Origin of the sequence: Arthrobacter sp. 147(2020), assembly GCF_013116715.1 — a bacterium.
Taxonomy (GTDB): Bacteria; Actinomycetota; Actinomycetes; order Actinomycetales; family Micrococcaceae; genus Arthrobacter_D.
Genome location: NZ_JABFOM010000003.1, coordinates 178,769 through 200,377, shown reverse-complemented (window position 1 = coordinate 200,377; position 21,609 = coordinate 178,769). Strand labels below are relative to the sequence as shown.

At 63.8% G+C, this 21,609-nt stretch carries 21 protein-coding genes and 1 tRNA gene; 18 read left to right on the top strand and 4 right to left on the bottom strand.

The window, feature by feature from the left end; genetic code table 11:
- Window positions 1-273: 273 nt before the first annotated feature.
- Complete coding sequence (locus HMI58_RS04440) at window positions 274-1,551, top strand: ATP-binding protein (protein WP_171618269.1); 1,278 nt, start codon at window positions 274-276, stop codon at window positions 1,549-1,551.
- On the top strand, window positions 1,548-2,207 hold the full coding sequence (locus HMI58_RS04435; RefSeq protein ID WP_171583879.1) for a response regulator transcription factor: 660 nt from the start codon (window positions 1,548-1,550) through the stop codon (window positions 2,205-2,207). The genes HMI58_RS04440 and HMI58_RS04435 overlap by 4 nt, the downstream gene beginning before the upstream one ends.
- A 25-nt stretch (window positions 2,208-2,232) precedes the next feature.
- Here the strand turns inward: HMI58_RS04435 and HMI58_RS04430 are convergent, their stop codons facing one another.
- Complete coding sequence (locus HMI58_RS04430) at window positions 2,233-3,480, bottom strand: pyridoxal phosphate-dependent aminotransferase (protein ID WP_171618268.1); 1,248 nt, start codon at window positions 3,478-3,480, stop codon at window positions 2,233-2,235.
- Between the two features lie 202 nt (window positions 3,481-3,682).
- Between HMI58_RS04430 and HMI58_RS04425 the strand changes: the two genes are divergently transcribed.
- From HMI58_RS04425 to rplL, 8 genes are all read left to right on the top strand, one after another.
- Window positions 3,683-3,755 (top strand) — tRNA-Trp (locus tag HMI58_RS04425).
- Window positions 3,756-3,822: 67 nt separating this feature from the next.
- Complete coding sequence (gene secE / locus HMI58_RS04420; RefSeq protein ID WP_171618267.1) at window positions 3,823-4,080, top strand: preprotein translocase subunit SecE; 258 nt, start codon at window positions 3,823-3,825, stop codon at window positions 4,078-4,080.
- A 60-nt stretch (window positions 4,081-4,140) separates the two neighbouring features.
- Window positions 4,141-5,040, top strand: coding sequence for a transcription termination/antitermination protein NusG (nusG, locus tag HMI58_RS04415; RefSeq protein WP_171618266.1), 900 nt, complete (start codon window positions 4,141-4,143; stop codon window positions 5,038-5,040).
- A gap of 122 nt (window positions 5,041-5,162) precedes the next feature.
- On the top strand, window positions 5,163-5,594 hold the full coding sequence (gene rplK, locus HMI58_RS04410) for a 50S ribosomal protein L11 (protein WP_171583883.1): 432 nt from the start codon (window positions 5,163-5,165) through the stop codon (window positions 5,592-5,594).
- 154 nt (window positions 5,595-5,748) lie between these two features.
- Window positions 5,749-6,456, top strand: a complete 708-nt coding sequence (gene rplA / locus HMI58_RS04405) for a 50S ribosomal protein L1 (protein WP_171583884.1) — start codon at window positions 5,749-5,751, stop codon at window positions 6,454-6,456.
- A 149-nt stretch (window positions 6,457-6,605) separates the two neighbouring features.
- Window positions 6,606-7,721, top strand: a complete 1,116-nt coding sequence (locus tag HMI58_RS04400) for a GNAT family N-acetyltransferase (protein WP_171618265.1) — start codon at window positions 6,606-6,608, stop codon at window positions 7,719-7,721.
- Window positions 7,722-8,034: 313 nt separating this feature from the next.
- A complete protein-coding gene (rplJ, locus tag HMI58_RS04395) occupies window positions 8,035-8,643 on the top strand; it encodes a 50S ribosomal protein L10 (RefSeq protein ID WP_171583886.1) in 609 nt (202 codons plus the stop codon).
- Window positions 8,644-8,721: 78 nt separating this feature from the next.
- The gene (gene rplL, locus HMI58_RS04390) at window positions 8,722-9,099 is read left to right on the top strand and encodes a 50S ribosomal protein L7/L12 (protein WP_171583887.1); all 378 of its coding nucleotides are present in this window, start codon (window positions 8,722-8,724) and stop codon (window positions 9,097-9,099) included.
- 110 nt (window positions 9,100-9,209) lie between these two features.
- Here the strand turns inward: rplL and HMI58_RS04385 are convergent, their stop codons facing one another.
- Window positions 9,210-10,412 carry an acetyl-CoA C-acetyltransferase gene (locus tag HMI58_RS04385; protein WP_171583888.1) on the bottom strand — a complete coding sequence of 401 codons (1,203 nt, stop codon included), beginning with the start codon at window positions 10,410-10,412 and terminating at the stop codon, window positions 9,210-9,212.
- A 67-nt stretch (window positions 10,413-10,479) separates the two neighbouring features.
- Window positions 10,480-11,076, bottom strand: a complete 597-nt coding sequence (locus tag HMI58_RS04380; protein WP_171618264.1) for a hypothetical protein — start codon at window positions 11,074-11,076, stop codon at window positions 10,480-10,482.
- Between the two features lie 24 nt (window positions 11,077-11,100).
- On the opposite strand from HMI58_RS04380, the gene HMI58_RS04375 reads away from it, so the two are divergent.
- Window positions 11,101-11,838 carry a glycosyltransferase family 2 protein gene (locus tag HMI58_RS04375; protein WP_171618263.1) on the top strand — a complete coding sequence of 246 codons (738 nt, stop codon included), beginning with the start codon at window positions 11,101-11,103 and terminating at the stop codon, window positions 11,836-11,838.
- Between the two features lie 22 nt (window positions 11,839-11,860).
- Here the strand turns inward: HMI58_RS04375 and idi are convergent, their stop codons facing one another.
- On the bottom strand, window positions 11,861-12,409 hold the full coding sequence (gene idi, locus HMI58_RS04370; protein ID WP_171618262.1) for an isopentenyl-diphosphate Delta-isomerase: 549 nt from the start codon (window positions 12,407-12,409) through the stop codon (window positions 11,861-11,863).
- Window positions 12,410-12,474: 65 nt separating this feature from the next.
- Between idi and HMI58_RS04365 the strand changes: the two genes are divergently transcribed.
- The 7 genes from HMI58_RS04365 to rpoB all read left to right on the top strand — a co-directional run bounded on the left by HMI58_RS04365 (window position 12,475) and on the right by rpoB (window position 21,489).
- Window positions 12,475-13,539: a polyprenyl synthetase family protein gene (locus HMI58_RS04365; RefSeq protein WP_171618261.1), complete on the top strand. Its 1,065-nt coding sequence runs from the start codon at window positions 12,475-12,477 to the stop codon at window positions 13,537-13,539.
- A gap of 6 nt (window positions 13,540-13,545) precedes the next feature.
- A complete protein-coding gene (locus HMI58_RS04360; protein WP_171618260.1) occupies window positions 13,546-14,439 on the top strand; it encodes a phytoene/squalene synthase family protein in 894 nt (297 codons plus the stop codon).
- Between the two features lie 19 nt (window positions 14,440-14,458).
- On the top strand, window positions 14,459-16,117 hold the full coding sequence (gene crtI, locus HMI58_RS04355) for a phytoene desaturase family protein (protein ID WP_171618259.1): 1,659 nt from the start codon (window positions 14,459-14,461) through the stop codon (window positions 16,115-16,117).
- On the top strand, window positions 16,114-16,446 hold the full coding sequence (locus HMI58_RS04350) for a lycopene cyclase domain-containing protein (RefSeq protein ID WP_171583894.1): 333 nt from the start codon (window positions 16,114-16,116) through the stop codon (window positions 16,444-16,446). Before crtI ends, HMI58_RS04350 begins: the two co-directional genes overlap by 4 nt.
- Window positions 16,443-16,820, top strand: a complete 378-nt coding sequence (locus HMI58_RS04345) for a lycopene cyclase domain-containing protein (protein ID WP_171618258.1) — start codon at window positions 16,443-16,445, stop codon at window positions 16,818-16,820. The genes HMI58_RS04350 and HMI58_RS04345 overlap by 4 nt, the downstream gene beginning before the upstream one ends.
- A complete protein-coding gene (locus HMI58_RS04340) occupies window positions 16,817-17,707 on the top strand; it encodes a prenyltransferase (protein ID WP_171618257.1) in 891 nt (296 codons plus the stop codon). Before HMI58_RS04345 ends, HMI58_RS04340 begins: the two co-directional genes overlap by 4 nt.
- Before the next feature lie 272 nt (window positions 17,708-17,979).
- The gene (gene rpoB, locus HMI58_RS04335; RefSeq protein ID WP_171583897.1) at window positions 17,980-21,489 is read left to right on the top strand and encodes a DNA-directed RNA polymerase subunit beta; all 3,510 of its coding nucleotides are present in this window, start codon (window positions 17,980-17,982) and stop codon (window positions 21,487-21,489) included.
- Window positions 21,490-21,609 lie beyond the last annotated feature (120 nt).

The window sequence follows — 21,609 nt, the reverse complement described above, 5'->3', positions numbered from 1 at the left end:
GCCCGGCGGGGAGAGTTGGGGGAGCGGGGTCGTCCCCAGTCCTCCCGCGCGACGAGGGTGGTTCCCCGGTCGAGGACTCACCGGGGTCCTGTGGCGTTTCCGGCGTTTGCTCCGGCCGGGGATCATTCGGGTCCTGATGCGAGTTCATACCTCAATCCTGTCGGCCGTAGAGGGCGGTTGCTATCGGGGCCTACCCTGACCTGCCCCTGAACGGTGCGGGTCTTTCCCTGAATCCCACCCCGACGCGGCAGTGATCGTGTTTGGATTGGGGGTATGCGAGAAGCCCTGCTCCGTTCCAACGACGCGATGATCGCCGGTGTCTGCGCGGGACTGGCCGCCCACCTCGGTGTCAGCGTGAACGTGGCACGGATCGGGATGGTGGGCCTGGCGCTCGCCGGCGGGGCCGGGATCTTCCTGTACGGGTGGCTGTGGGTGCTGGTTCCTACCCAGGAAGAACAGCTCCGCAAGGGACCCACCCCGGTAGGTCCGCGCCTGACCTTCCCGAAGCCCCCTGAGCAGGCGGAGGGCACCGGCGCGGCGACGACTGGCCAGCCGGACGGTCTCCAGAACGGCACCCAGTCCTGGATCGGCAAACGTGAGGTACTGCTGGGCACGGCGCTCCTGCTGGTCGCGGCGGTGGCGATTGCCCAGCAGCTCGGCGCCAACCTGCCACTGGATACGCTGCTCCCGGTGGGGGTAGTCGCGGCCGGGGCTGTCCTGGCCTGGACCCAGCTGGATGAGAGCCGCCGCGCTGGCCTGATGAACCGCGCCGGCGCCTCGCAGGCCGGTGGCCTGGCGCGTCTCGTCGCCGGGCTACTGCTGGTCACCGTCGGAGTGCTGATCCTCGTCTCCGGTTCCATTGCCTGGGAGATCACCTGGTCCACCCTGATTGCGACGGGTGCCGTACTGGCCGGCGTCTTCCTGGTGCTGGCGCCCTGGGGGCTGAAGTTCTGGCGGGATCTCGAAACCGAGCGATCAGGGCGGGCACGGGAGACCGAGCGGGCGGAAATAGCCGCCCATCTCCACGATTCGGTGCTGCAGACCCTCGCCCTGATCCAGAACCGGGCAGGCTCGGAGCAGGACGTCATCCGGTTGGCCCGTGCCCAGGAACGGGAGTTGAGGAACTGGCTGTACGCCGACGCCACCCACCAGTCCGGGAACCTTGCCGAACGAATCCGCGCTATGGCGGCTGAGATCGAGGACAGCTACGGCACCCCGATCAACGTGGTGGTAGTGGGCGATACCGAGTTGTCGGCGCAGCAGGAAGTCCTGGCGCAGGCAGCAAGGGAGGCGGTCCTGAACGCTGCCAAACACGCCGGCGGCAATATCTCCGTCTACCTTGAGGCGGGTCCCACCGGTTCCACCATCTTTGTCAGGGACCGGGGGAGCGGCTTCGACCCTGACGCGGTTCCCGCTGACCGGATGGGAATACGGGTCTCCCTGTACAGCAGGATGCACCGCCACGGCGGCGACGTTTCCATCAGGAGCAACGCCGACGGCACCGAGGTTAAACTGGTTATGCCCGAAAATGTCGCGGATGGAGCGCAGTGAACACTACCCAGGAGCCGGTCACCGTTGTGGTGGTTGATGACCATGCCATCTTCCGTTCCGGGCTGCGCGCTGACCTGGACAGCCGAATCACCGTACTGGCCGAAGCCGCGGGGGTGGCCGAGGCAATTGCCACCATTCACGAGCACCGGCCACAGGTTGTCCTGCTGGACGTGCATCTGCCCGGCGGGTCCGGTGGAGGTGGAGCCGAGGTGATCGCCGGGTGCACGGCGCTGCTGGCCGGAACGCAGTTCCTGGCGCTGAGCGTCTCGGACGCGGCCGAGGACGTGGTCACCGTCATCCGGGCCGGTGCCCGCGGTTATGTCACCAAGACCATCTCCGGCGCCGAAATCTCGGACGCCGTCCTCCGGGTTGCCTCAGGCGATGCTGTGTTCTCGCCCCGCCTGGCCGGGTTTGTGCTGGACGCCTTCGGCACTGCGGCGGTGGCATCGGTGGACAGTGAGCTCGACCGACTTTCCGCCCGTGAGCTTGAGGTGATGCGCCTGATCGCCCGCGGGTACAGCTACAAGGAGGTGGCGAAGGAACTATTCATCTCCATCAAGACGGTCGAGACCCATGTGTCAGCGGTGCTCCGCAAACTGCAGCTGTCCTCGCGCCACGAACTCACTCGGTGGGCGGCGGAGCGGCGCCTGCTGTGACGGCCACGTTCGACACCTCTAAGCGCTACCGGGCGGTCGCGAGGAACTCCTGGAGCCTGCCGACGCCGGTGGCCAGGTCGGCATCGCCCAGGGCGTAGGAGAGGCGAAGGTAACCGCTGGGCCCGAAGGCCTCACCCGGAACCACCGCAACCTCAACCTTGTCGAGGATCAGCGCCGCGAGCTCCGCCGACGTCGCCGGCCGGACACCGGCCAGTTCGCGACCCAGCAGTGAGCGCACGTCGGCGTAGGCGTAAAAGGCGCCCTTCGGGACCGGGCACTCGATGCCGTCGATCGCGTTGAGGCCCTCGACCATTGCCTTCCGGCGCCGGTCGAACGCCACCTTCATCTCATCCACCGCGGTCAGCGGGCCGGCGACGGCGGCCAGCGCGGCCATCTGGGGCACGTTCGACACGTTGGAGGTGGCGTGGGACTGGAGATTGGTGGCCGCCTTGACCACGTCCTTCGGTCCGATCATCCAGCCCACCCGCCAACCGGTCATGGCGTAGGTCTTGGCAACCCCGTTGAGGATCACCATCCGATCCCCGATGGCGGGAGAGGCCGTGGCAATCGAGGTGAAGGGGACGCCGTCGTACGTGAGGTGCTCGTAAATCTCGTCAGTCACCACCCACAGCCCCCGCTCGGCAGCCCAGTCACCAATCTCCTTGACCTGCTCCGGGCTGTAGACCGCGCCCGTGGGATTGGAGGGGGAAACAAACAGCAGGATCTTGGTGCGCGGGGTCAGTGCCGCCTCCAGCTGGTCGACAGTGACCAGGTAGGACTGCTCCGGTCCGGCGAAGACCTCCACCGGAACACCGCCAGCCAGCCGAATGGCCTCGGGATAGGTGGTCCAGAACGGGGTGGGTACCAGTACCTCATCATTCGGGTCGAGGAGGGTGGCGAAGGACTCGTACACGGCCTGCTTGCCACCGTTGGTGACCAGCACCTGGGACGGATCGACTGTGTAACCCGAGTCCCTGAAGGTCTTCTCGGCAATGGCCTGCTTCAGTTCGGGGAGGCCCCCGGCAGGGGAATACCGATGGAAGCGTGGCTGCCGGGCGGCGTCGATCGCTGCCTGGACAATGTAGTCAGGGGTCGGGAAATCGGGTTCACCGGCACCGAACCCGATGACAGGCCGGCCCGCAGCCTTGAGTGCCTTGGCCTTCGCATCGACCGCCAGGGTGGCCGATTCCGCGATCGCAGCGATCCGCTGCGAAATTCGCCGCGAAGGCGTGGCCGGGGCATCAGGTGTGGTGGCGTCAGGGGTGGCAGTCATAGTGTTCCCTTAGGGTCGATGTGCTGTGGACTGTGACGTCATCCCAGCTTAGGCGGTAGCCGCGTTCTGGGCCTGCTCCGGAAGCCAAGGCACGCCGGTTCGACGTTGGGGCAGTGATTGCGTAGACTTGTTCCTCGGTGTTGAAATCGCCATGATGGTCCATGCCTGCGCCAGCGCAGCGGGATCGGCGGATTCTCTCCATAGGGTAGTGGCGCAATTGGTAGCGCAGCGGTCTCCAAAACCGCAGGTTGCAGGTTCGAGTCCTGTCTGCCCTGCGCATTAGGCGTAAATATAAAGTCCTTTGCGGACTTCAGAAACCGACACAGATGGAAGAGGTTGAAGGTGACCGAAACGGCTGCGGGCAGCTCACAGGGTAGCCCTTCCGACAAGAAGGCTCCCAAGCGGGGCTTCTTCGGCCGGATCATCCTCTTCGTGCGGCAGGTTATCTCTGAACTCCAGAAGGTAGTCGTACCGACCCGCAAGGAACTCGTGCGGTACACCATCACCGTGATGGTCTTCGTGATCATCATGATGCTGATCGTGACCGCCCTGGACTTCCTGTTCGGGACGGCTGCGGTGTGGGTCTTCGGCGGCGCATAGCTGGACCCGCACGGTAATGCAGTAAACGAAGCTGATGAATCTTAGAAAGCAGGCGGCTAGGTGTCCGAGCAAGAACTCGAACGGCAGATCACTTCTGTTGAGGATGATCTGGAGAACGAGGATCAGGTAGCTGATTCCGGTGTCGAAACGACCCCGGTTGACAGTGATGCCCCGGCAGATAGCGAGACCGAGACCGTTGCAGACGACGTCGATGGTGAGGGTGCCGCTGTTGCGGACGCCTCCTCCGACGACTCTGACGACAACGGTGCCTCCTCGTCCGAAGACGCTGCTGAAGGAGATGCCGCTGACGGCGACGCTCTTGAAGCTGACGAGGCCGCTGCAGAAGCAGTCCAGGCCGAAGATCCGGTAGCAGCCTTCAAGGCCAAGCTCCGCCGCCAGGAGGGTGACTGGTATGTCATTCACTCCTACGCCGGGTACGAGAACCGGGTGAAGGCGAACCTCGAAACCCGCATCCAGACCCTGGACATGGAAGAGCACATCTTCGAGATCCAGGTGCCGATGGAAGAAGTGGTGGAGATCAAGAACACCACCCGGAAGATCGTCAACCGGGTCCGCATCCCGGGTTATGTCCTGGTGCGCATGGACCTCACTGACGCATCGTGGGGCGCCGTCCGCCACACCCCGGGAGTCACCGGTTTCGTGGGCAACGCCCACAACCCCGTCCCGCTGAGCCTGGGTGAAGTGTTCTCCATGCTGGAACACACGGTTGTCCACACCGACCCCGAATCCGGTAAGCCAGCGAAGAACCAGCTGACCCCAGCAACGGTCAACTTCGAGGTCGGCGAGCCGGTCACGGTCAACGAAGGCCCATTCGAGACGCTGCAGGCGACCATCTCCGAGATCAAGCCGGAGTCCCAGCAGCTTGTTGTCCTGGTATCGATCTTCGAACGCGAAACTCCGGTGACGCTTTCGTTCAGCCAGGTCACCAAGCTGCAGTAACCAAGCTTCGTACCGCCAGGGCCGGCTTAGCCCAGGTGGTGCGGTAGGTCATCACGCCATGGTGACCAACAACCCATGGGACGCTCCTGTCCTGTGGACGTAATGTGAAAGAAGGACCCTTCATGGCCCCCAAGAAAAAGGTCTCCGGCCTGATCAAGTTGCAGATCAATGCAGGCGCTGCCAACCCGGCGCCCCCCATTGGTCCAGCACTTGGCCAGCACGGCGTCAACATCATGGAATTCTGCAAGGCGTACAACGCTGCGACAGAATCACAGCGCGGAAACGTCATCCCCGTTGAAATCACTGTGTATGAGGATCGCTCATTCACGTTCATCACCAAGACCCCTCCAGCCGCCGAGCTCATCAAGAAGGCTGCCGGAGTTGCCAAGGGCTCGGCCACGCCGCACACCGTCAAGGTTGCCAAGCTGACCAAGGACCAGGTCAACGAGATCGCCACCATGAAAATGGAAGACCTCAACGCCAACAACATCGAGGCTGCTGCCAAGATCATCGCTGGCACCGCCCGCTCAATGGGCATCACGGTAGAAAGCTAACCCTTTCCACCCACCGCACGGCAGAGCAATTCACCGTGCACCCCAAACAACAAAACGTAGACGTCTTAGGCCGCCAGTCAGGCGGAATCGGACGTCGGAGTGTGGCAGGGCCCGCGCGGTCCGCAGACCACAACTGCATAAGGAGAAAAAGCAGATGGCAAAGCGCAGCAAAGCATATAAGGCGGCCGAAGCCAAGATCGAGGCAGACAAGCAGTACGCCCCGCTCGAGGCAGTAGTTCTGGCCAAGGAAACCAACCCCTCCAGCTTCGACGCAACCGTCGAGGTTGCATTCCGGTTGGGCGTTGACCCACGTAAGGCAGACCAGATGGTCCGCGGCACCGTCAACCTTCCTCACGGCACCGGCAAGACCAAGCGCGTCCTGGTCTTCGCAACCGGCGAAAAGGCTGAAGCGGCAATCGCCGCCGGCGCCGACTTCGTTGGCTCCGATGACATGATCGAGAAGGTTGCCGCCGGCTGGGTCGACTTCGACGCCGCAGTGGCCACCCCTGACCTCATGGGCAAGGTTGGCCGTCTGGGTAAGGTACTGGGTCCCCGTAACCTCATGCCGAACCCGAAGACCGGCACGGTTACCGCCGACGTCACCAAGGCTGTCACCGACATCAAGGGCGGAAAGATCGACTTCCGCGTGGACAAGCACTCCAACCTGCACTTCATCATCGGCAAGGTGTCGTTCGATGTGCAGAAGCTCGCCGAGAACTACGCGGTAGCACTGGAAGAGGTCCTGCGCCTGAAGCCTTCCGCTTCGAAGGGCCGCTACATCCAGAAGGCAACTGTCTCCACCACCTTCGGTCCCGGCATCACCGTGGACCCAAGCGTGACCAAGGTTCTTGCCGACGCATAAGGTACCGGACGCCGTCCGGCATCCACAGCTTCATTGCTGAACAAGTGAAGGGTCGCAGCGCACAGCTGCGGCCCTTCGCCGTTTAATCAATGAGTCCATCAGGCAAATTAGTGATTGGCAGTTGCCAATCACTGGGCTAGACTTTGATCATGAAAACCTCAGCGATCACCATCGACGTTCTCCCCCGCCCGTCATCCCTTGACCTTCCGGGCGCCGCGGATTTCATCGCCGCCGCTGAGCTGAGCAACCTTATCGAGCGCGTGCTCTGGGGGAATGACGACCACTATTACAGCCCTCAGGCGCGGTATGAGTCCTCGAAGCCCAGCGACTACGAGGAGCGCGTGATGTTTGTGGCGCGCGATGGCCACAGCGTCGTCGGGAAGGGCATCATCGATATCCCGCTGACCGACAACCTAGGCACCTGCTACGTGTTCGTTGAAGTGCATCCCGACTATCGCGGGCAGGGAATCGGCTCCCGGCTGTACCGCGCCCTTGAGGATCACGCAGCAGGGATCGGCCGCTCGACCATCATGGCGTGGACTGACGAGCCAGCAGGGTTTGATCTGACGCCGGACAAGGTGCTGGTCCCCGCTACGGGCGCCGGAGCATTCCCCCGGAACAGCGCGACGACTGCGCTGGCCCTGCGGAACGGATTCCAGCTGGCGCAGATCGACCGGTGCAGTGTGCTGGATCTCGCGACTTCCCTGCCCCAGGCGGATTCCCTTGCCCAGGCCGCGCAGGCCGCGGCAGGCCCGGACTACGAACTGGTGCGATGGCAGGATCACTGCCCCGACGACCTGGTGGAGCAGTACGCTCTCCTGCGCCAGACGATGAGCACCGATGTGCCGATGGGGGATCTCGACTGGGAGGAAGAGGTGTGGGATACGGCACGAATCCGTGAGGGGGAGGAGCGTCTGCTGCGAACCGGCGGGTTCTCCCTGGTGAGGGCCGTCCGCCACCGTGCCACCGGGTTGCTTGCCGGTCACACCATCCTTGAATACCAGCCGGCGAAACCCGAGGTGGTCTCACAGGACGACACGCTGGTTCTCCGGGCACACCGGGGCCGGCGGTTGGGTATGTGGCTCAAGGCCGCGAACCTTCTGGACGTGCCGGCGGTATGGCCGAACGCCCAGCGGGTCTACACCTGGAACGCCGAGGAGAACGCCCACATGCTGGCCGTGAACGTCCAGATGGGATTCGTCCCGGCCGGGTACACCGCCGCGTGGCAGAAGAAGCCCGGCGACGGCGGTACAGCCTCGCAGTAGGCCACTTCCCTGGCCTGGGCCGCACGAGTGGCGCGGCCCGGCGAGGGGATTTGGCTACTTTCCGGACCGTGACGTACCCTTGAAGAACCAAAGACCGTCGGTCGATGCGTATCCCACCCTCAGCTTGCAGGTTTCCTGTGTGAGGTTCGGGGCATGCGTCTGAAGGTTCCCGTAACAGGGCGGCCAGCGCAGGTGAACGAAGCTTCTCAAATAGACGGCCCGGCCGTAGTTTTGAATCAAGCCCCGTGCATCTGCGCGGGGCGTTTTTTATTGGGGCAGTCACAGCCGGCATCAATTCCCCGGAAGGAGGGTTATGGCAACCGCAATCAAGGTAAGCGCAGTTGAGGAAATCGTCACCGATTTCAAAGACTCAAATGCTGCAGTCCTAACCGAATACCGCGGGCTCACTGTCGCACAGCTCAAGGAACTGCGCCGTTCACTCGGCCAGGACACCAAATATGCTGTCGTCAAGAACACCCTGACGGGCATTGCAGCCAAGGAAGCCGGCATCGACGCGTTCGACAGCCAGCTTGCCGGACCAACTGCAATCGCCTTCATCAAGGGTGACGCCATCGCGGCGGCAAAGAGCCTCACGGATTTCGCGAAGTCCAACCCACAGCTCATCATCAAGACCGGTGTCTTTGAGGGCAAAGCCCTCGACGCAGCCGGTGTCAAGGCTCTCGCTGCTCTCGAGTCGCGCGAACTTCAGCTGGCCCGCGTTGCCGGAGTGCTGCAAGCACCCATGGCGGCACTTGCCCGCACCCTCGATGCCCTGCGCATCAAGCAAGAGGAGGAAAGTGGAGCGCCTGCAGCAGCAGAGACGCCAGCCGCTGACGCTCCTGCTGCAGAGGAAGCAGCTGCACCCGCGGCCGCCGAGTCAGAGGCCGCTCCCGAAGCTGCCGCAGCGCCTGAAGAGAAGTAATTCTCTTCATCCACCAAACTCCGGTACCAGGCATCACCTTCGATGCACGGCACCACTATAGGAAGGAAGGCTCTCGCCATGGCGAAGCTCACCAACGAAGAGCTCATTGAAGCTTTCAAGGAACTGACCATCATCGAACTCTCCGAGTTCGTCAAGCTGTTCGAAGAGACCTTCGACGTCACCGCTGCTGCAGTTGCAGTTGCACCCGCCGGCGGCGGCGCAGGCGAAGCTGCTGAAGAGGAGAAGGATTCCTTCGACGTTATCCTCGAAGCAGCAGGCGACAAGAAGATCGCAGTGATCAAGGAAGTTCGTGCCCTGACTTCACTGGGTCTGAAGGAAGCCAAGGACGTTGTCGACAGCGCCCCCAAGGCTGTGCTGGAAGGCGCAACCAAGGAAGCTGCCGAGAAGGCCAAGGAATCCCTCGAGGCCGCTGGCGCGACGGTAACCCTGAAGTAGGCTTTTCAGCTCTACACAAAGAAGCCCCGGACTCCACGAGTCCGGGGCTTCCTTGTGTCCGGTTGAGGTGATCACCGGGGCTGTCGGACCCGGGGTGACCACCTCGCCGCCTAGTTGCGATACAGGAGCAGCGCCTCACCCTGTCCGCCGCCACCGCACAGCGACACGGCAGCCTTGCCCGAGCCGCGACGGCCCAGCTCATGCGCCGCGTGCAACGCCAGACGCGCTCCCGAGGCGCCAATGGGATGCCCGAGGGCAATCGCACCGCCATGGATGTTGGTCTTCTCCAGCGGATAGTCCAGGTCCTTCAGCGACTGGCACGCCACCGAGCCGAACGCCTCGTTGATCTCGACGAAGTCAAGGTCCGAGGTTTCCCAGCCAGCGCGGCCAAGGGCCTGCTCGATGGCCCGGGATGGCTGCGAGTGCAGTGAGTTATCCGGCCCGGCCACCTGACCAGGCTGCCCCACGACCGCCAGGATGGTCAGCGAATGCTCCTCCGCGTGAGCCCTGGTGGTGAGCACGAGTGCTGCGGCACCGTCGGAGAGCGGCGACGAATTACCTGCAGTGATCGACCCTGCCTTGTCGAAGGCCGGGCGAAGCCCCGCCAGGGACTCGACTGTCGTCGTCGGGCGAACCCCTTCATCCTGGGTGAGGACCACCGGATCCCCCTTGCGCTGGGGGACAGAAACCGGAACAATCTCGACGTCGAACACACCGGATTCCATGGCGGCTGCGGCGCGCTGGTGCGATGCTGCAGCGACGGCGTCCTGATCTTCCCGCTTGATGCCAAGGCTGCCGTTGCCCCGTTCGGTCGACGCGCCCATCGACTCGTTGTCGAACGCGTCGGTGAGGCCGTCATTGGCCACCGAATCGATCGCCTGGATGTTGCCATAGGTCCAGCCCTGCCGGGATCCCGGCAGGAGGTGCGGGCCGCGGGTCATTGACTCCTGGCCGCCTGCGACGACCACCGTCGCCTCGCCGCTCCGGATCAACCGGGCGGCATCGATGACGGCGGTGAGGCCTGAGAGGCAGACCTTGTTGAGGGTCACGGTGGGGACGTCCCAGCCGATGCCCGCCTTGAGCGCGGTTTGGCGTGCAGGGTTCTGACCGCACCCGGCCTGGATCACATGGCCCATAATGACTGCCTGTACCGAGCCGGCGTCAACCCCTGCCTTTTCCAGAGCGCCGGCAATGGCCATGGCACCCAGATCAACAGCCGTGAAGGAGGACAGCTGCCCGTTGAGGCGGCCCTGCGGGGTTCGCGCACCCCCGACGATGACGACGTCGGCCGGTGACTTTTCTTCAGTGTTCATCGAGGGGAACGCTCACTTTCGTCTTTGAAGCAGTTGCGTCAAGGCTACTCTGTCCGACCCAGCTCAGCTAGTGAGCATTAACTGAAATGGGGTGACGGCTCCGGGACAGCGTTGATGCCAGCGCCATCCCGGCCACCAATGAGCCGACCCCACCGGCAGCAATGTCACCCAACGTGTCCTCGTAGCCCACATTGATTTCATTGGTGATGTATTTGTTTCCGGCCCACTCGGCAAACTCCCACACCACGCTCAGGCTGAGGCCGAGGGCAAGGGTGATGATCGTGACTCCTGTCGCGGCCCGGCGGCCCGGGCCAGGTCGAGGGAGATACCGCATCCGCAGCAGCAGCAGGTAGGCGATGAGCGCAATGGCAGCTGTGGCAAGCGTATGGATGACGAGGTCCCACCAGGAGATCCGCTCGTACAGGTCGACCACGGCGCTCCAGGCCGCCACGAGGAGTGCCATCCCGTAGGCTGCATCGATCCGGGGGTCAACCTGGACCATCCTGGACACGAGGACTCCGCCAAGCACCAGAAAAAGCACTGCAAATTCAACTGGCCCCCACCAGAGCAGGACTGCGATGACGCTGAGCAGAGCCGCTAGGCGGACCAGGTCGGCCGCCACCCCCCAGGCAGTTGACGGAGGTCGAAGTAGATCGTCAATCATGTAAAACACCCTAGTATCAATGGCATGCCCCCAACGCTTTCAGTGGTCATCCCGTGCCGCAACGACGGTGACCTCCTGGCCCTGTGTCTGCGGGCTCTCGATGCCCAGACCCGGCAGCCGCTGGAGGTGATCGTGGTCGACAATGGTTCAACCGACTCGACAGTCGCGATCGCCGAGGCCCACGGGGCGCGGGTGGTGACCGAACCGGTGATCGGGATCGGAGCCGCGGCAGCAGCTGGCTACAATGCGGCCCGCGGCACCATCATTGTCCGGTGCGACGCCGACTCGATGCCGTCAGCTGACTGGCTGGAGAAGATCGGCACCCGCTTCGCCGACGACGTCGGCCTCGCCGCGCTCACCGGCCCCGGACAGTTCTACGACGTCTCCCGGTGGCGGGCGGCCGCTGCCGACCTGCTGTACATGCGGGCCTACCTGGTCCTGATGGGGGCCGCCATGGCGCACTGGCCGCTGTTCGGTTCCAATATGGCATTCCGCTCCGAGGTGTGGGAAGCGGTGCGTGCCCGCGTGCATTCGGCCGACCCCGAGGTACACGACGACGTCGACCTCGCGTTTGCGCTGGCTCCGGGGCATCGGACGGCGTGCGACTTCTCGCTGCGGGTCGGGATTTCACCCCGGGCGCTCATCGGGGGAGCCGACCTGCGACGCCGCTTCGTGCGTGCCTTCCGCACGATCGCGCTGCACTGGACGGTCTCACCGCCGTGGGAGCGCTGGGCGAAGCGTTTCCGCCCGGCGGACAGGTAGGGAGACTACTCTCCCGAAGGCACTACCCTGCAGGGTAGAGCTGCGGAAGCTGAAGCGTCAGCCAGGGGCTGAAGGCCCAGGGAGTGAGACGGACCGCTTCCACGAGCTGGTGGGGGTCAACCCACTCCCACTGGCTGACCTCCGAGTCCCTCGGGGACAGGGGGCTCACGACGCGCGCGGTGTACACCGGGCAGATCTCGTTCTCGACAACGCCCGAGAAGTCCACAGCCCGGTACCTGAACTCCGGCAGCGCCAGGGAGAGGTCAGTCACGGAGATCCCCAGCTCGTAGTCCGCCCGACGCGCAATCGCGTCGACGGTGGACTCGCCCGGCCCGGGGTGCCCACAGAACGAGTTGGTCCAGACCCCCGGCCAGGTGCGCTTGGACAGCGCCCGGCGGGTCACGAGGATCCTGCCGTCGTCGTCGAATACATGGGTGGAGAAGGCCAAATGCAGCGGCGTCGACGTGTGGTGCACCTCCGCCTTGTCCTGGGTCCCGGTGGGAGTGCCGGATTCGTCAACGAGCACCACCAGTTCAGCACCGGATCCGGAACTGCCGTCTGTTACAAGCACTGTTTGACCGCTTTCTGACCAAAGTCGTTTAGCTAATGAATGCGGGGTCAGTGTTTACTTTACCTATGGACATGGAAACCTTGCTGGTCGACTCCCGTGGCTTGGAGCAGGTGGAAAGTGTCCTCGCAAATAGTTTCGCCCGCTCGAAGGCCCGTGCCGCGACCCTCGGTCCCACGTACCACCACTTGTGGGAAACACTCGAGAACTGTGCAGCTGGCGGGAAGCGCTTCCGCCCGCGCATGGTGATGACCGCCTACGACTGCCTGTCCGGAACCGACCGGGCCACCGCAGCACTGGTGGCGGCGTCCTTCGAGATGCTCCACACAGCACTGATCGTCCACGACGATGTGATCGACAGGGATTTTGTCCGGCGGGGGATCCCCAACGTTTCGGGTACCTATCGCCTGCTGGCTGAGGATGCTGGCCTCGCGCCCGACGACGCCGCGCACCGCGGACTGTCGATGGGGCTGATCGCCGGCGACCTGGCGCTGTCCAGTGCGCACCGTTTGCTCGACGGCGTCCGCACGGACCCCGCTACCCGGGAACGGCTCGGCGAGCTCCTCGATGACGCAGTGTTTGCCTCGGCGGCGGGGGAGCTGCTCGACGTCGACGCCTCAACCTCCGAGACGGCTACGTCCGAGGAAACCCTCCAGATGGCGCGGCTCAAAACGGCCGTCTACTCCTTTGAAAGCCCGCTCAAGGCTGGCGCCGTGCTGGCGGGCGCCGATGAGGCGGTCATCGACTCACTCGGCGACTTCGGCAGGGACGTGGGGATTGCCTACCAGCTGGCCGACGATATTCTCGGCGTGTTTGGCGACGAGAAGACCACCGGGAAAACCACCTGGGGCGACCTGCGGGAAGGCAAACGGACCGCCCTGATCTCCTACGTTGCCCAGCGGGACGAATGGGAGCAGATTTCCTCGCTCGTCGGATCGCCGGAGCTCTCAGCCGCCGGGGCAGAAAAGATCCGTGGAGTCCTGCGGTCCAGCGGGGCACTGGATCACGTGGTGTCCCTGGCCGGCGACTATGCACAGCGGGCGCAGGACCACCTGAGTGCCTCCCACGTCCCGGCCGAACTGCGTGACGGGCTGGCCCCGGTTGCCACGGCCGTCCTGGCGAGGGTGCGGTAACCCCCCATGCAGCCACGCGACGCTCTTGCGTTCTACACTTCCGTCACGCACCGCACCTCGACGGTAGTAATCAAGTCCTACTCCACTTCGTTTGGGCTGGCCTCCAGACTGCTGGGCGGCGACGTCCGCCAGCACGTCGAGACGGTCTATGCGCTGGTCCGGGTCGCCGACGAGGTGGTGGACGGCGCTGCCGCCGCCGCCGGGCTCAGCCCCGACCAGACGCGTGAGCTGCTCGACGGTCTGGAGAGTGAGACCGAGCGGGCCATGGCCGCCGGGTACAGCGCCAACCCGGTGGTCCACGCCTTTGCCAACACCGCACGGGAAACCGGTATCACCGCCGAGCTGACCCGTCCCTTCTTCGCCTCGATGCGCGCCGACCTGGACCGCACCGAGCACACCCAGGAGTCCTTCGACGAGTACGTCTACGGCTCAGCCGAGGTGGTAGGACTCATGTGCCTGAAATGCTTCCTGTACCGGGAAGTACCCCAGCCGAGCGCCGCCCAGGAACAAAAGTTCGTTGACGGTGCCCGCCGGCTGGGCGCTGCCTTCCAGAAGATCAACTTTCTGCGCGACCTTGCCGACGACTTCGAGTCCCTGGGACGCAGCTACTTCCCCGGCATCAGGCCCGGAAACTTCGGTGAGGCAGACAAGCACCGGCTCCTCGACGACATTGCCGCTGACCTTTCAGTGTCGGCGGCGGCCCTTCGGGACCTCCCGGGGTCCAGCCGCCGCGCCGTCGCCCTGGCCCAGGGGCTGTTCGCCGAGCTCTCCGCTCGACTCCGCAACACCCCTGCCGAGGAACTCCTCTCGACGCGGGTCCGGGTGCCGAACCCGGTGAAACTCCGGATCGCCGCCCGGGCGCTGGCGGGCCGTGTCCCGCAGCCTGATGAAACACTCTGATGACCACCGGAAGGCTGCCATGAACTCCCACGCACCCCTGAACAGCCAAGTGAACGGCCCACGCCGGAAGGTAGTAGTCATCGGCGGCGGAATTGCTGGCCTCGCATCGGCGGCACTGCTCGCCGAGGAGGGCCATGACGTCACAGTGCTGGAGAAGCAGGCAGCCACGGGCGGGCGTGCAGGCCTGTGGGAGCGCGACGGGTTCAGGTTCGACACCGGCCCGTCCTGGTACCTGATGCCCGAGGTGATTGACCACTTCTTCAAACTGCTCGGCACCAGCGCCTCAGCGGAGCTGGACCTGGTCAAGCTTGATCCGGGGTACCGGGTGTACTCCGAGGGGTACAGCCAGCCCATCAACGTTCCTGCTGAGCGGGCCGACGTCGTCAAGCTGTTCAATGACATCGAACCGGGCGCGGGGGAGGCACTGGAGAAGTATCTGGATTCGGCTGGCGAGACCTACACCATGGCCACCCGGCGTTTCCTCTACACCACCTTCCAGTCATTCCTGCCGCTGCTCCGCCCCGATGTGCTCAGCCGGGTCCCCAAGCTGGTCCGCCTGCTGCTGCAGCCGCTGTCCAGGCTCGCCGCCGCCACGGTGACTGATAACCGGTTGCGCCAGATCCTCGGATACCCGGCGGTCTTCCTGGGCACCTCCCCGTTCGAAGCGCCCAGCATGTACCACCTGATGAGCCACCTGGACCTCGACGACGGGGTCCTGTACCCGATGGGTGGGTTCACCCGGCTGACCGAAGCCATCGACTCACAGGCCCGGAATCGAAACGTCGAGATCATCACCGGGGCACGGGTAGAGCAAATCCTCACCCTGCCCGGTGACGGACGGTCCCAGAAGGCGCGGGTGACCGGCGTCCGTTGGGTCGCGGCCGACGGGACCGTGCACACCACCGCGGCGGACACGGTGATCGCAGCCAACGACCTGCACCATGCGGAAACACAGCTCCTGCAACCCGCCGACCAGACCTACCCGGAGAAGTATTGGTCGCGGCGGACGGCTGGGCCCAGTGCCCTCTTGATGTATCTGGGCGTCAGAGGCGGACTGCCTGAACTGGAACACCACACCCTCCTGTTCACTGCTGACTGGGAGGACAATTTTTCCCGGATCTTCGGCAAGACCACTTCGGTGCCGACCCCCGCATCCCTATACGTATGCCGGCCGAGTGCCACCGATCCCGGTGTGGCCCCAGAGGGGCACGAGAACGTCTTCGTACTGGTGCCGCTGCCTGCTGACCCCGGACTGGGAGCCGGCGGGATCGACGGCGCGGGGGACAGCAGCATCGAAAGCCTCGCCGACACAGTGATCGACCAGATCAGCAAGTGGGCGGATATCCCCGATCTCGCCGACCGCATTGTGGTCCGGCGCACCTACGGGCCGCAGGACTTCGTGGGGGACTTCAACGCCTGGCAGGGCACCTCGCTCGGCCCAGCACACGTTCTCAAGCAGAGCGCATTCTTCAGGGGCCGCAACAAGAGCCGCAAGGTCGAGGGATTCTACTACGCGGGCAGCTCCACCATTCCGGGCATCGGCATCCCCATGTGCCTGATCAGCGCCGAACTGCTGATCAAGCGGCTGCGTTCAGACACCAGCACCGGCCCGCTGGCTGAACCCCTGGTTGCCCCGGTGCTTGGATCAGGGGCCGCCGATCGCAAGGCCCGGCAATGATCTCAGCGCTTTACCTGATCTCCCTGCTGGGCGGACTGGCCTGCGCGGCCCTGATGGACTACCGGTACGGGTTGTTTTTCTGGGCAGCGCCGCGCCGGGCGGCCCTGGTCCTCGCGCTGGGGGTGGCGTTCTTCCTGGCCTGGGACCTCGGCGGCATTGGGTCGGACATTTTCTACAAGGGGGATTCCGAGTTGATGATCGGCGTTATGCTCGCCCCCGAGCTTCCGCTGGAGGAGCTGTTCTTCCTGGCCTTCCTCTGCTGGATGGCGATGAACCTGTACCTGCTGATGAAACGGATCGTCGACTCGCGAACGCAGGTGGCTCAGTGACCTACTGGACACTCAACGCCCTCTTCCTGGTCCCCGTCACGGTCGTCGCCCTCGTGGCGGAGGTGGGCTCCCGCCGTCGTGCCCGTTCCGCTGTCGCCGGGGCTGGACCCGGCGCGGGTGCAGCCACCCTGTCCTGGTGGGCGGTAACCCTGTCTGCTGTCATTCTGCTCCTCCTCACAGCCGTCTTCGACAACCTGATGATCCAGCTGGGGTTCTTCGGCTACAACCCCGACTGGATTTCCGGCGTGTTTGTGGGAGTCGCACCCCTCGAGGACTTTGCCTACCCCCTCGCGGCGGTGGTGCTTCTGCCAGCGCTGTGGACCCTCTTCACGCCATCGGCCACTTCGGCCCCGGCTGAACGGAGCCACCCATGAGCGCCCAGGCCGGGACCAGCCTGTCCGGCACAATGAAAATGCTGCTGGTCTCCTCCCGCCCCGTCTCCTGGGTGAACACTGCGTTCCCCTTTGCAGCCGCCTACTTCCTCACGACCGGGTCCATCGACCTTGCCTTCGTGCTGGGGACGCTGTACTTTCTGATCCCTTACAACCTGGCCATGTACGGCATCAATGACGTCTTCGACTACGAGTCGGATCTCCGGAACCCCCGCAAGGGTGGGGTGGAGGGTGCTGTCCTGGACCGCCGCTTCCATCGCGTCACGCTGTGGGCTGCTGTGGTGACGAATGTCCCGTTCCTGGTGGCACTGCTGCTGCTTGGCAACCCGCTGTCTGCGCTGGTGCTCGCGGTGAGCGTGTTCGCGGTGATCGCGTACAGCGCTCCGGGACTCCGGTTCAAGGAGCGACCCTTCCTCGATTCGGTCACGTCCAGCACCCACTTCGTCAGCCCTGCCGTGTTCGGGCTGGTGCTTGCTGGCGCCACCTTCGACGTCGGCCTCTGGGCGGTGCTGGGAGCGTTCTTCCTCTGGGGAGTCGCCAGCCAGGCCTTCGGCGCGGTGCAGGACATCCAGGCCGACCGTGAAGGCGGCATCGCCTCGATTGCCACGGTCCTCGGGGCACGCGCCGTCGTACGCTTCGCCGTCGTCGCCTATCTGCTGAGCGGACTGCTCATGCTGCTAGTGCCCTGGCCGGCAACGCTGGGTGGGCTGCTGGCCCTGCCCTACATCCTGAGCATCCTGCCGTTCGCGAATCTCAGCGACGAGGACTGCGAAACCGCCAACCGGGGATGGCGGCGTTTCATCAGGCTAAACTTCCTCACCGGGTTCCTGGTGACCATGCTCCTGATCTGGGTGACCCAGGCAGGTTGACCGGGATGGGTTGACCCGGATCACGTATACCACACCCGGGCTGGACAGGATGGGCGCTCTGCAGTACAGTAGATATTTGCGTCTTTCCTCTTAACCTCGGCCTTCATATAGCGGTGGGCTTTGTCTTGCGTTACTCATTTAACGGCAGATTCACTGTCCGGTATGACCGCAGGCAATTGGTTCGCACACACAATCCCCGCGTTGATACGCGGCGGCAGTGCAAAGAGGGCGGATATAGCTGAACAAGCCGAAGGTCTGTGGAAGGATCCCTCTTGGTCGCCTCGAGCACCTCTAATAATGCAACCGCTACCAGCCAGGTCGACGCCGACGGCGTCGCCCCCCGGCTTTCATTCGCAAAGATTCACGAACCGCTGGATGTTCCTAACCTCCTCGCGCTCCAAACTGACAGTTTCGACTGGTTGGTTGGAAACGATCGCTGGAAGGCGCGCGTGCAGGAAGCTCTGGAACAGAAACTCCAGGGTGTGGCCTCCACATCCGGTCTCGCTGACATCTTTGAAGAGATCTCCCCCATCGAGGACTTCCAGGGCACCATGTCCCTGAGCTTCTCGGAGCCGGAGTTCGCCGATCCGAAGTACACCATGGCCGAGTGCAAGGACCGCGACGCTACGTACGCGGCTCCGCTGTACGTCAAGGCCGAGTTCATGAACAACAACACTGGCGAAATCAAGCAGCAGACAGTGTTCATGGGCGACTTCCCGTTGATGACGGAGAAGGGCACGTTTGTGATCAACGGCACCGAGCGTGTCGTCGTTTCACAGCTGGTCCGTTCGCCGGGCGCCTACTTCGAGCGCACCGCCGACAAGACCAGTGACAAGGACATCTTCAGTGCGAAGATCATCCCGTCACGTGGCGCCTGGTTCGAACTCGAAATCGACAAGCGTGATCAGGTCGGCGTCCGCCTTGACCGCAAGCGCAAGCAGTCAGTCACTGTGCTCCTGAAGGCACTGGGTTGGACCGAGGGCCAGATCCTTGAGACCTTCGGCGAGTACGACTCCATCCGCGCCACCATGGAGAAGGACACCACCGAAACGCAGGAAGACGCGTTGCTGGACATCTACCGGAAGCTTCGCCCGGGAGAGCCACCCACGGTCGAGGCCGCCAAGACGCTCCTCGACAACCTGTACTTCAACCCCAAGCGCTACGACCTGGCCAAGGTTGGTCGTTACAAGATCAACCGCAAGCTCGGCATCGACAAGAGCCTTGACGACAAGGATGCCTCGGTCCTGAACATCGACGACATCGTCGCGATGATCAAGTTCCTGGTTGCCCTGCATGCCAATGAGAAGACCCTCACCGGCAAGCGCGACGGCGGCGACGTCGAACTGCGCGTCGAGGTCGACGACATTGACCACTTCGGCAACCGTCGTATCCGTGCGGTCGGCGAGCTCATCGAGAACCAGGTCCGCACCGGCTTGTCCCGGATGGAGCGCGTTGTCCGTGAGCGGATGACCACCCAGGACGTTGAGGCCATCACGCCCCAGACCCTGATCAACATCCGTCCGGTCGTCGCTGCGATCAAGGAGTTCTTCGGAACGTCCCAGCTGTCGCAGTTCATGGACCAGAACAACCCACTGGCCGGTCTGACGCACAAGCGTCGCCTGTCAGCGCTGGGCCCGGGCGGTTTGTCCCGTGACCGTGCAGGCATGGAAGTTCGAGACGTTCACCCGTCCCACTACGGACGTATGTGCCCCATTGAAACCCCTGAAGGCCCGAACATTGGTCTGATCGGTTCGCTGGCATCCTACGGACGCATCAACACCTTCGGCTTCATCGAAACCCCTTACCGCAAGGTAGTTGGCGGCATCGTGACCGAGCAGATCGACTACCTCACCGCGGACGACGAGGTGGAGCGCCTGATTGCTCAGGCAAACGCCCCGCTCGACGACAAGGGCAACTTCATCGAACCTACGGTTCTGGTGCGTACCCGCGGTGGTTCAGGCGAGCCTGTGCTGGTCGAGGCCATCGAGGTCGAGTACATGGACGTTTCCCCGCGCCAGATGGTGTCGGTGGCCACGGCCATGATCCCGTTCCTGGAACACGATGACGCGAACCGTGCCCTCATGGGTGCGAACATGCAGCGTCAGGCTGTCCCGCTGCTCCGCTCCGAGCGTCCCCTGGTGGGCACCGGTATGGAGAAAAACGCGGCAGTCGACGCCGGCGACGCAGTCACCGCTGTCAAGGCTGGCGTGGTCAAGGAGGTTTCAGCCGACATGGTGAGCATCCTGAACGACGACGGCACCGAGACGAACTACCCGATCATGAAGTTCGCCCGTTCCAACCAGGGCAACGCCTACAACCAGCGCGTGCTGGTTGCCGACGGTGACCGCGTTGAATACAACACGATCATCGCCGACGGTCCTTCAACCGACCAGGGCGAGCTCGCGTTGGGCAAGAACATGCTCGTCGCGTTCATGTCCTGGGAAGGTCACAACTTCGAGGACGCGATCATCCTCTCCCAGCGCATCGTCTCCGACGATGTCCTGACCTCGATCCACATCGAGGAGCACGAGGTTGACGCCCGCGACACCAAGCTTGGTGCCGAGGAAATCACCCGCGACATCCCGAACGTCTCCGAAGAGGTCCTGGGGGCCCTGGACGAGCGCGGCATCATCCACATCGGTGCCGAGGTTGAAGCAGGCGACATCCTGGTTGGCCGTGTCACACCCAAGGGTGAGACCGAGCTGACCCCGGAGGAACGCCTGTTGCGGGCCATCTTCGGTGAGAAGAGCCGCGAAGTCCGCGACACTTCCCTGAAGGTTCCCCACGGCGAGTCCGGTACGGTCATCGGCGTGCGCATCTTTGATCGCGACAACGACGACGAACTGCCCCCCGGCGTGAACCAGCTGGTCCGCGTCTACGTGGCACAGAAGCGCAAGATCACCGACGGTGACAAGCTGGCCGGTCGTCACGGTAACAAGGGCGTCATCTCCAAGATCCTTCCGATCGAGGACATGCCGTTCATGGAAGACGGCACCCCCGTCGACATCGTGCTCAACCCGCTGGGCGTGCCAGGCCGCATGAACGTGGGCCAGGTCCTGGAAATCCACCTCGGTTGGGTGGCCAAGCAGGGTTGGAAGATCGATGGCGAGCCGGAATGGTTGAAAAACCTCCCGAACCTGCCCCGCGAAAGCGGTTCGACCACCGTTGCGACCCCCGTCTTCGACGGCGCAACCGAGGACGAAATCGTCGGTCTGATGAACTCCACCCGGGAAACCCGCGACGGAAAGCGCCTCATCGGCGGTTCCGGCAAGGCGTTGCTCTTTGACGGCCGCTCCGGCGAACCGTTCCCGGACCCCATTTCGGTCGGCTACATGTACATCCTGAAGCTGCACCACCTGGTGGACGACAAGATCCACGCACGCTCGACCGGACCGTACTCCATGATCACCCAGCAGCCGCTGGGTGGTAAGGCACAGTTCGGCGGACAGCGCTTCGGTGAAATGGAAGTCTGGGCCCTCGAGGCCTACGGCGCCGCCTACACGCTGCAGGAACTTCTGACGATCAAGTCGGATGATATCCACGGCCGCGTGAAGGTCTACGAAGCGATCGTGAAGGGCGAGAACATCCCAGAACCGGGTGTCCCCGAATCCTTCAAGGTACTGATCAAGGAAATGCAGTCGCTGTGCCTGAACGTGGAAGTACTCTCCACCGACGGAACCACGATAGAGATGCGTGACTCGGATGAAGAAGTCTTCCGGGCCGCGGAGGAACTGGGTATCGACCTGTCACGGGCCGAGCCAAGTTCTGTCGAGGAAGTCTAGGTTTCACCACCCCGATCCGGTGTTCGATCAGCGGCCAACGAAATTTCTTCGGCCGCGGACGGCCTTGAAATATTAAAGGCCGCTTCCTCGAACACCGGCTCGGTGCGGGCCTAACTGCCC

Coding starts and splice junctions, on each gene's coding strand:
- HMI58_RS04385 (WP_171583888.1), bottom strand. CDS start 10,412: ATGAACACTGAAGAAAAGTCACCGGCCGACGTCGTCATCGTCGGGGGT.
- HMI58_RS04440 (WP_171618269.1), top strand. CDS start 274: ATGCGAGAAGCCCTGCTCCGTTCCAACGACGCGATGATCGCCGGTGTC.
- rplK (WP_171583883.1), top strand. CDS start 5,163: ATGGCCCCCAAGAAAAAGGTCTCCGGCCTGATCAAGTTGCAGATCAAT.
- HMI58_RS04360 (WP_171618260.1), top strand. CDS start 13,546: ATGCAGCCACGCGACGCTCTTGCGTTCTACACTTCCGTCACGCACCGC.
- HMI58_RS04340 (WP_171618257.1), top strand. CDS start 16,817: ATGAGCGCCCAGGCCGGGACCAGCCTGTCCGGCACAATGAAAATGCTG.
- HMI58_RS04365 (WP_171618261.1), top strand. CDS start 12,475: ATGGACATGGAAACCTTGCTGGTCGACTCCCGTGGCTTGGAGCAGGTG.
- rplL (WP_171583887.1), top strand. CDS start 8,722: ATGGCGAAGCTCACCAACGAAGAGCTCATTGAAGCTTTCAAGGAACTG.
- rplJ (WP_171583886.1), top strand. CDS start 8,035: ATGGCAACCGCAATCAAGGTAAGCGCAGTTGAGGAAATCGTCACCGAT.
- HMI58_RS04375 (WP_171618263.1), top strand. CDS start 11,101: ATGCCCCCAACGCTTTCAGTGGTCATCCCGTGCCGCAACGACGGTGAC.
- HMI58_RS04430 (WP_171618268.1), bottom strand. CDS start 3,480: ATGACTGCCACCCCTGACGCCACCACACCTGATGCCCCGGCCACGCCT.
- crtI (WP_171618259.1), top strand. CDS start 14,459: ATGAACTCCCACGCACCCCTGAACAGCCAAGTGAACGGCCCACGCCGG.
- HMI58_RS04380 (WP_171618264.1), bottom strand. CDS start 11,076: ATGATTGACGATCTACTTCGACCTCCGTCAACTGCCTGGGGGGTGGCG.
- rplA (WP_171583884.1), top strand. CDS start 5,749: ATGGCAAAGCGCAGCAAAGCATATAAGGCGGCCGAAGCCAAGATCGAG.
- HMI58_RS04400 (WP_171618265.1), top strand. CDS start 6,606: ATGAAAACCTCAGCGATCACCATCGACGTTCTCCCCCGCCCGTCATCC.
- HMI58_RS04350 (WP_171583894.1), top strand. CDS start 16,114: ATGATCTCAGCGCTTTACCTGATCTCCCTGCTGGGCGGACTGGCCTGC.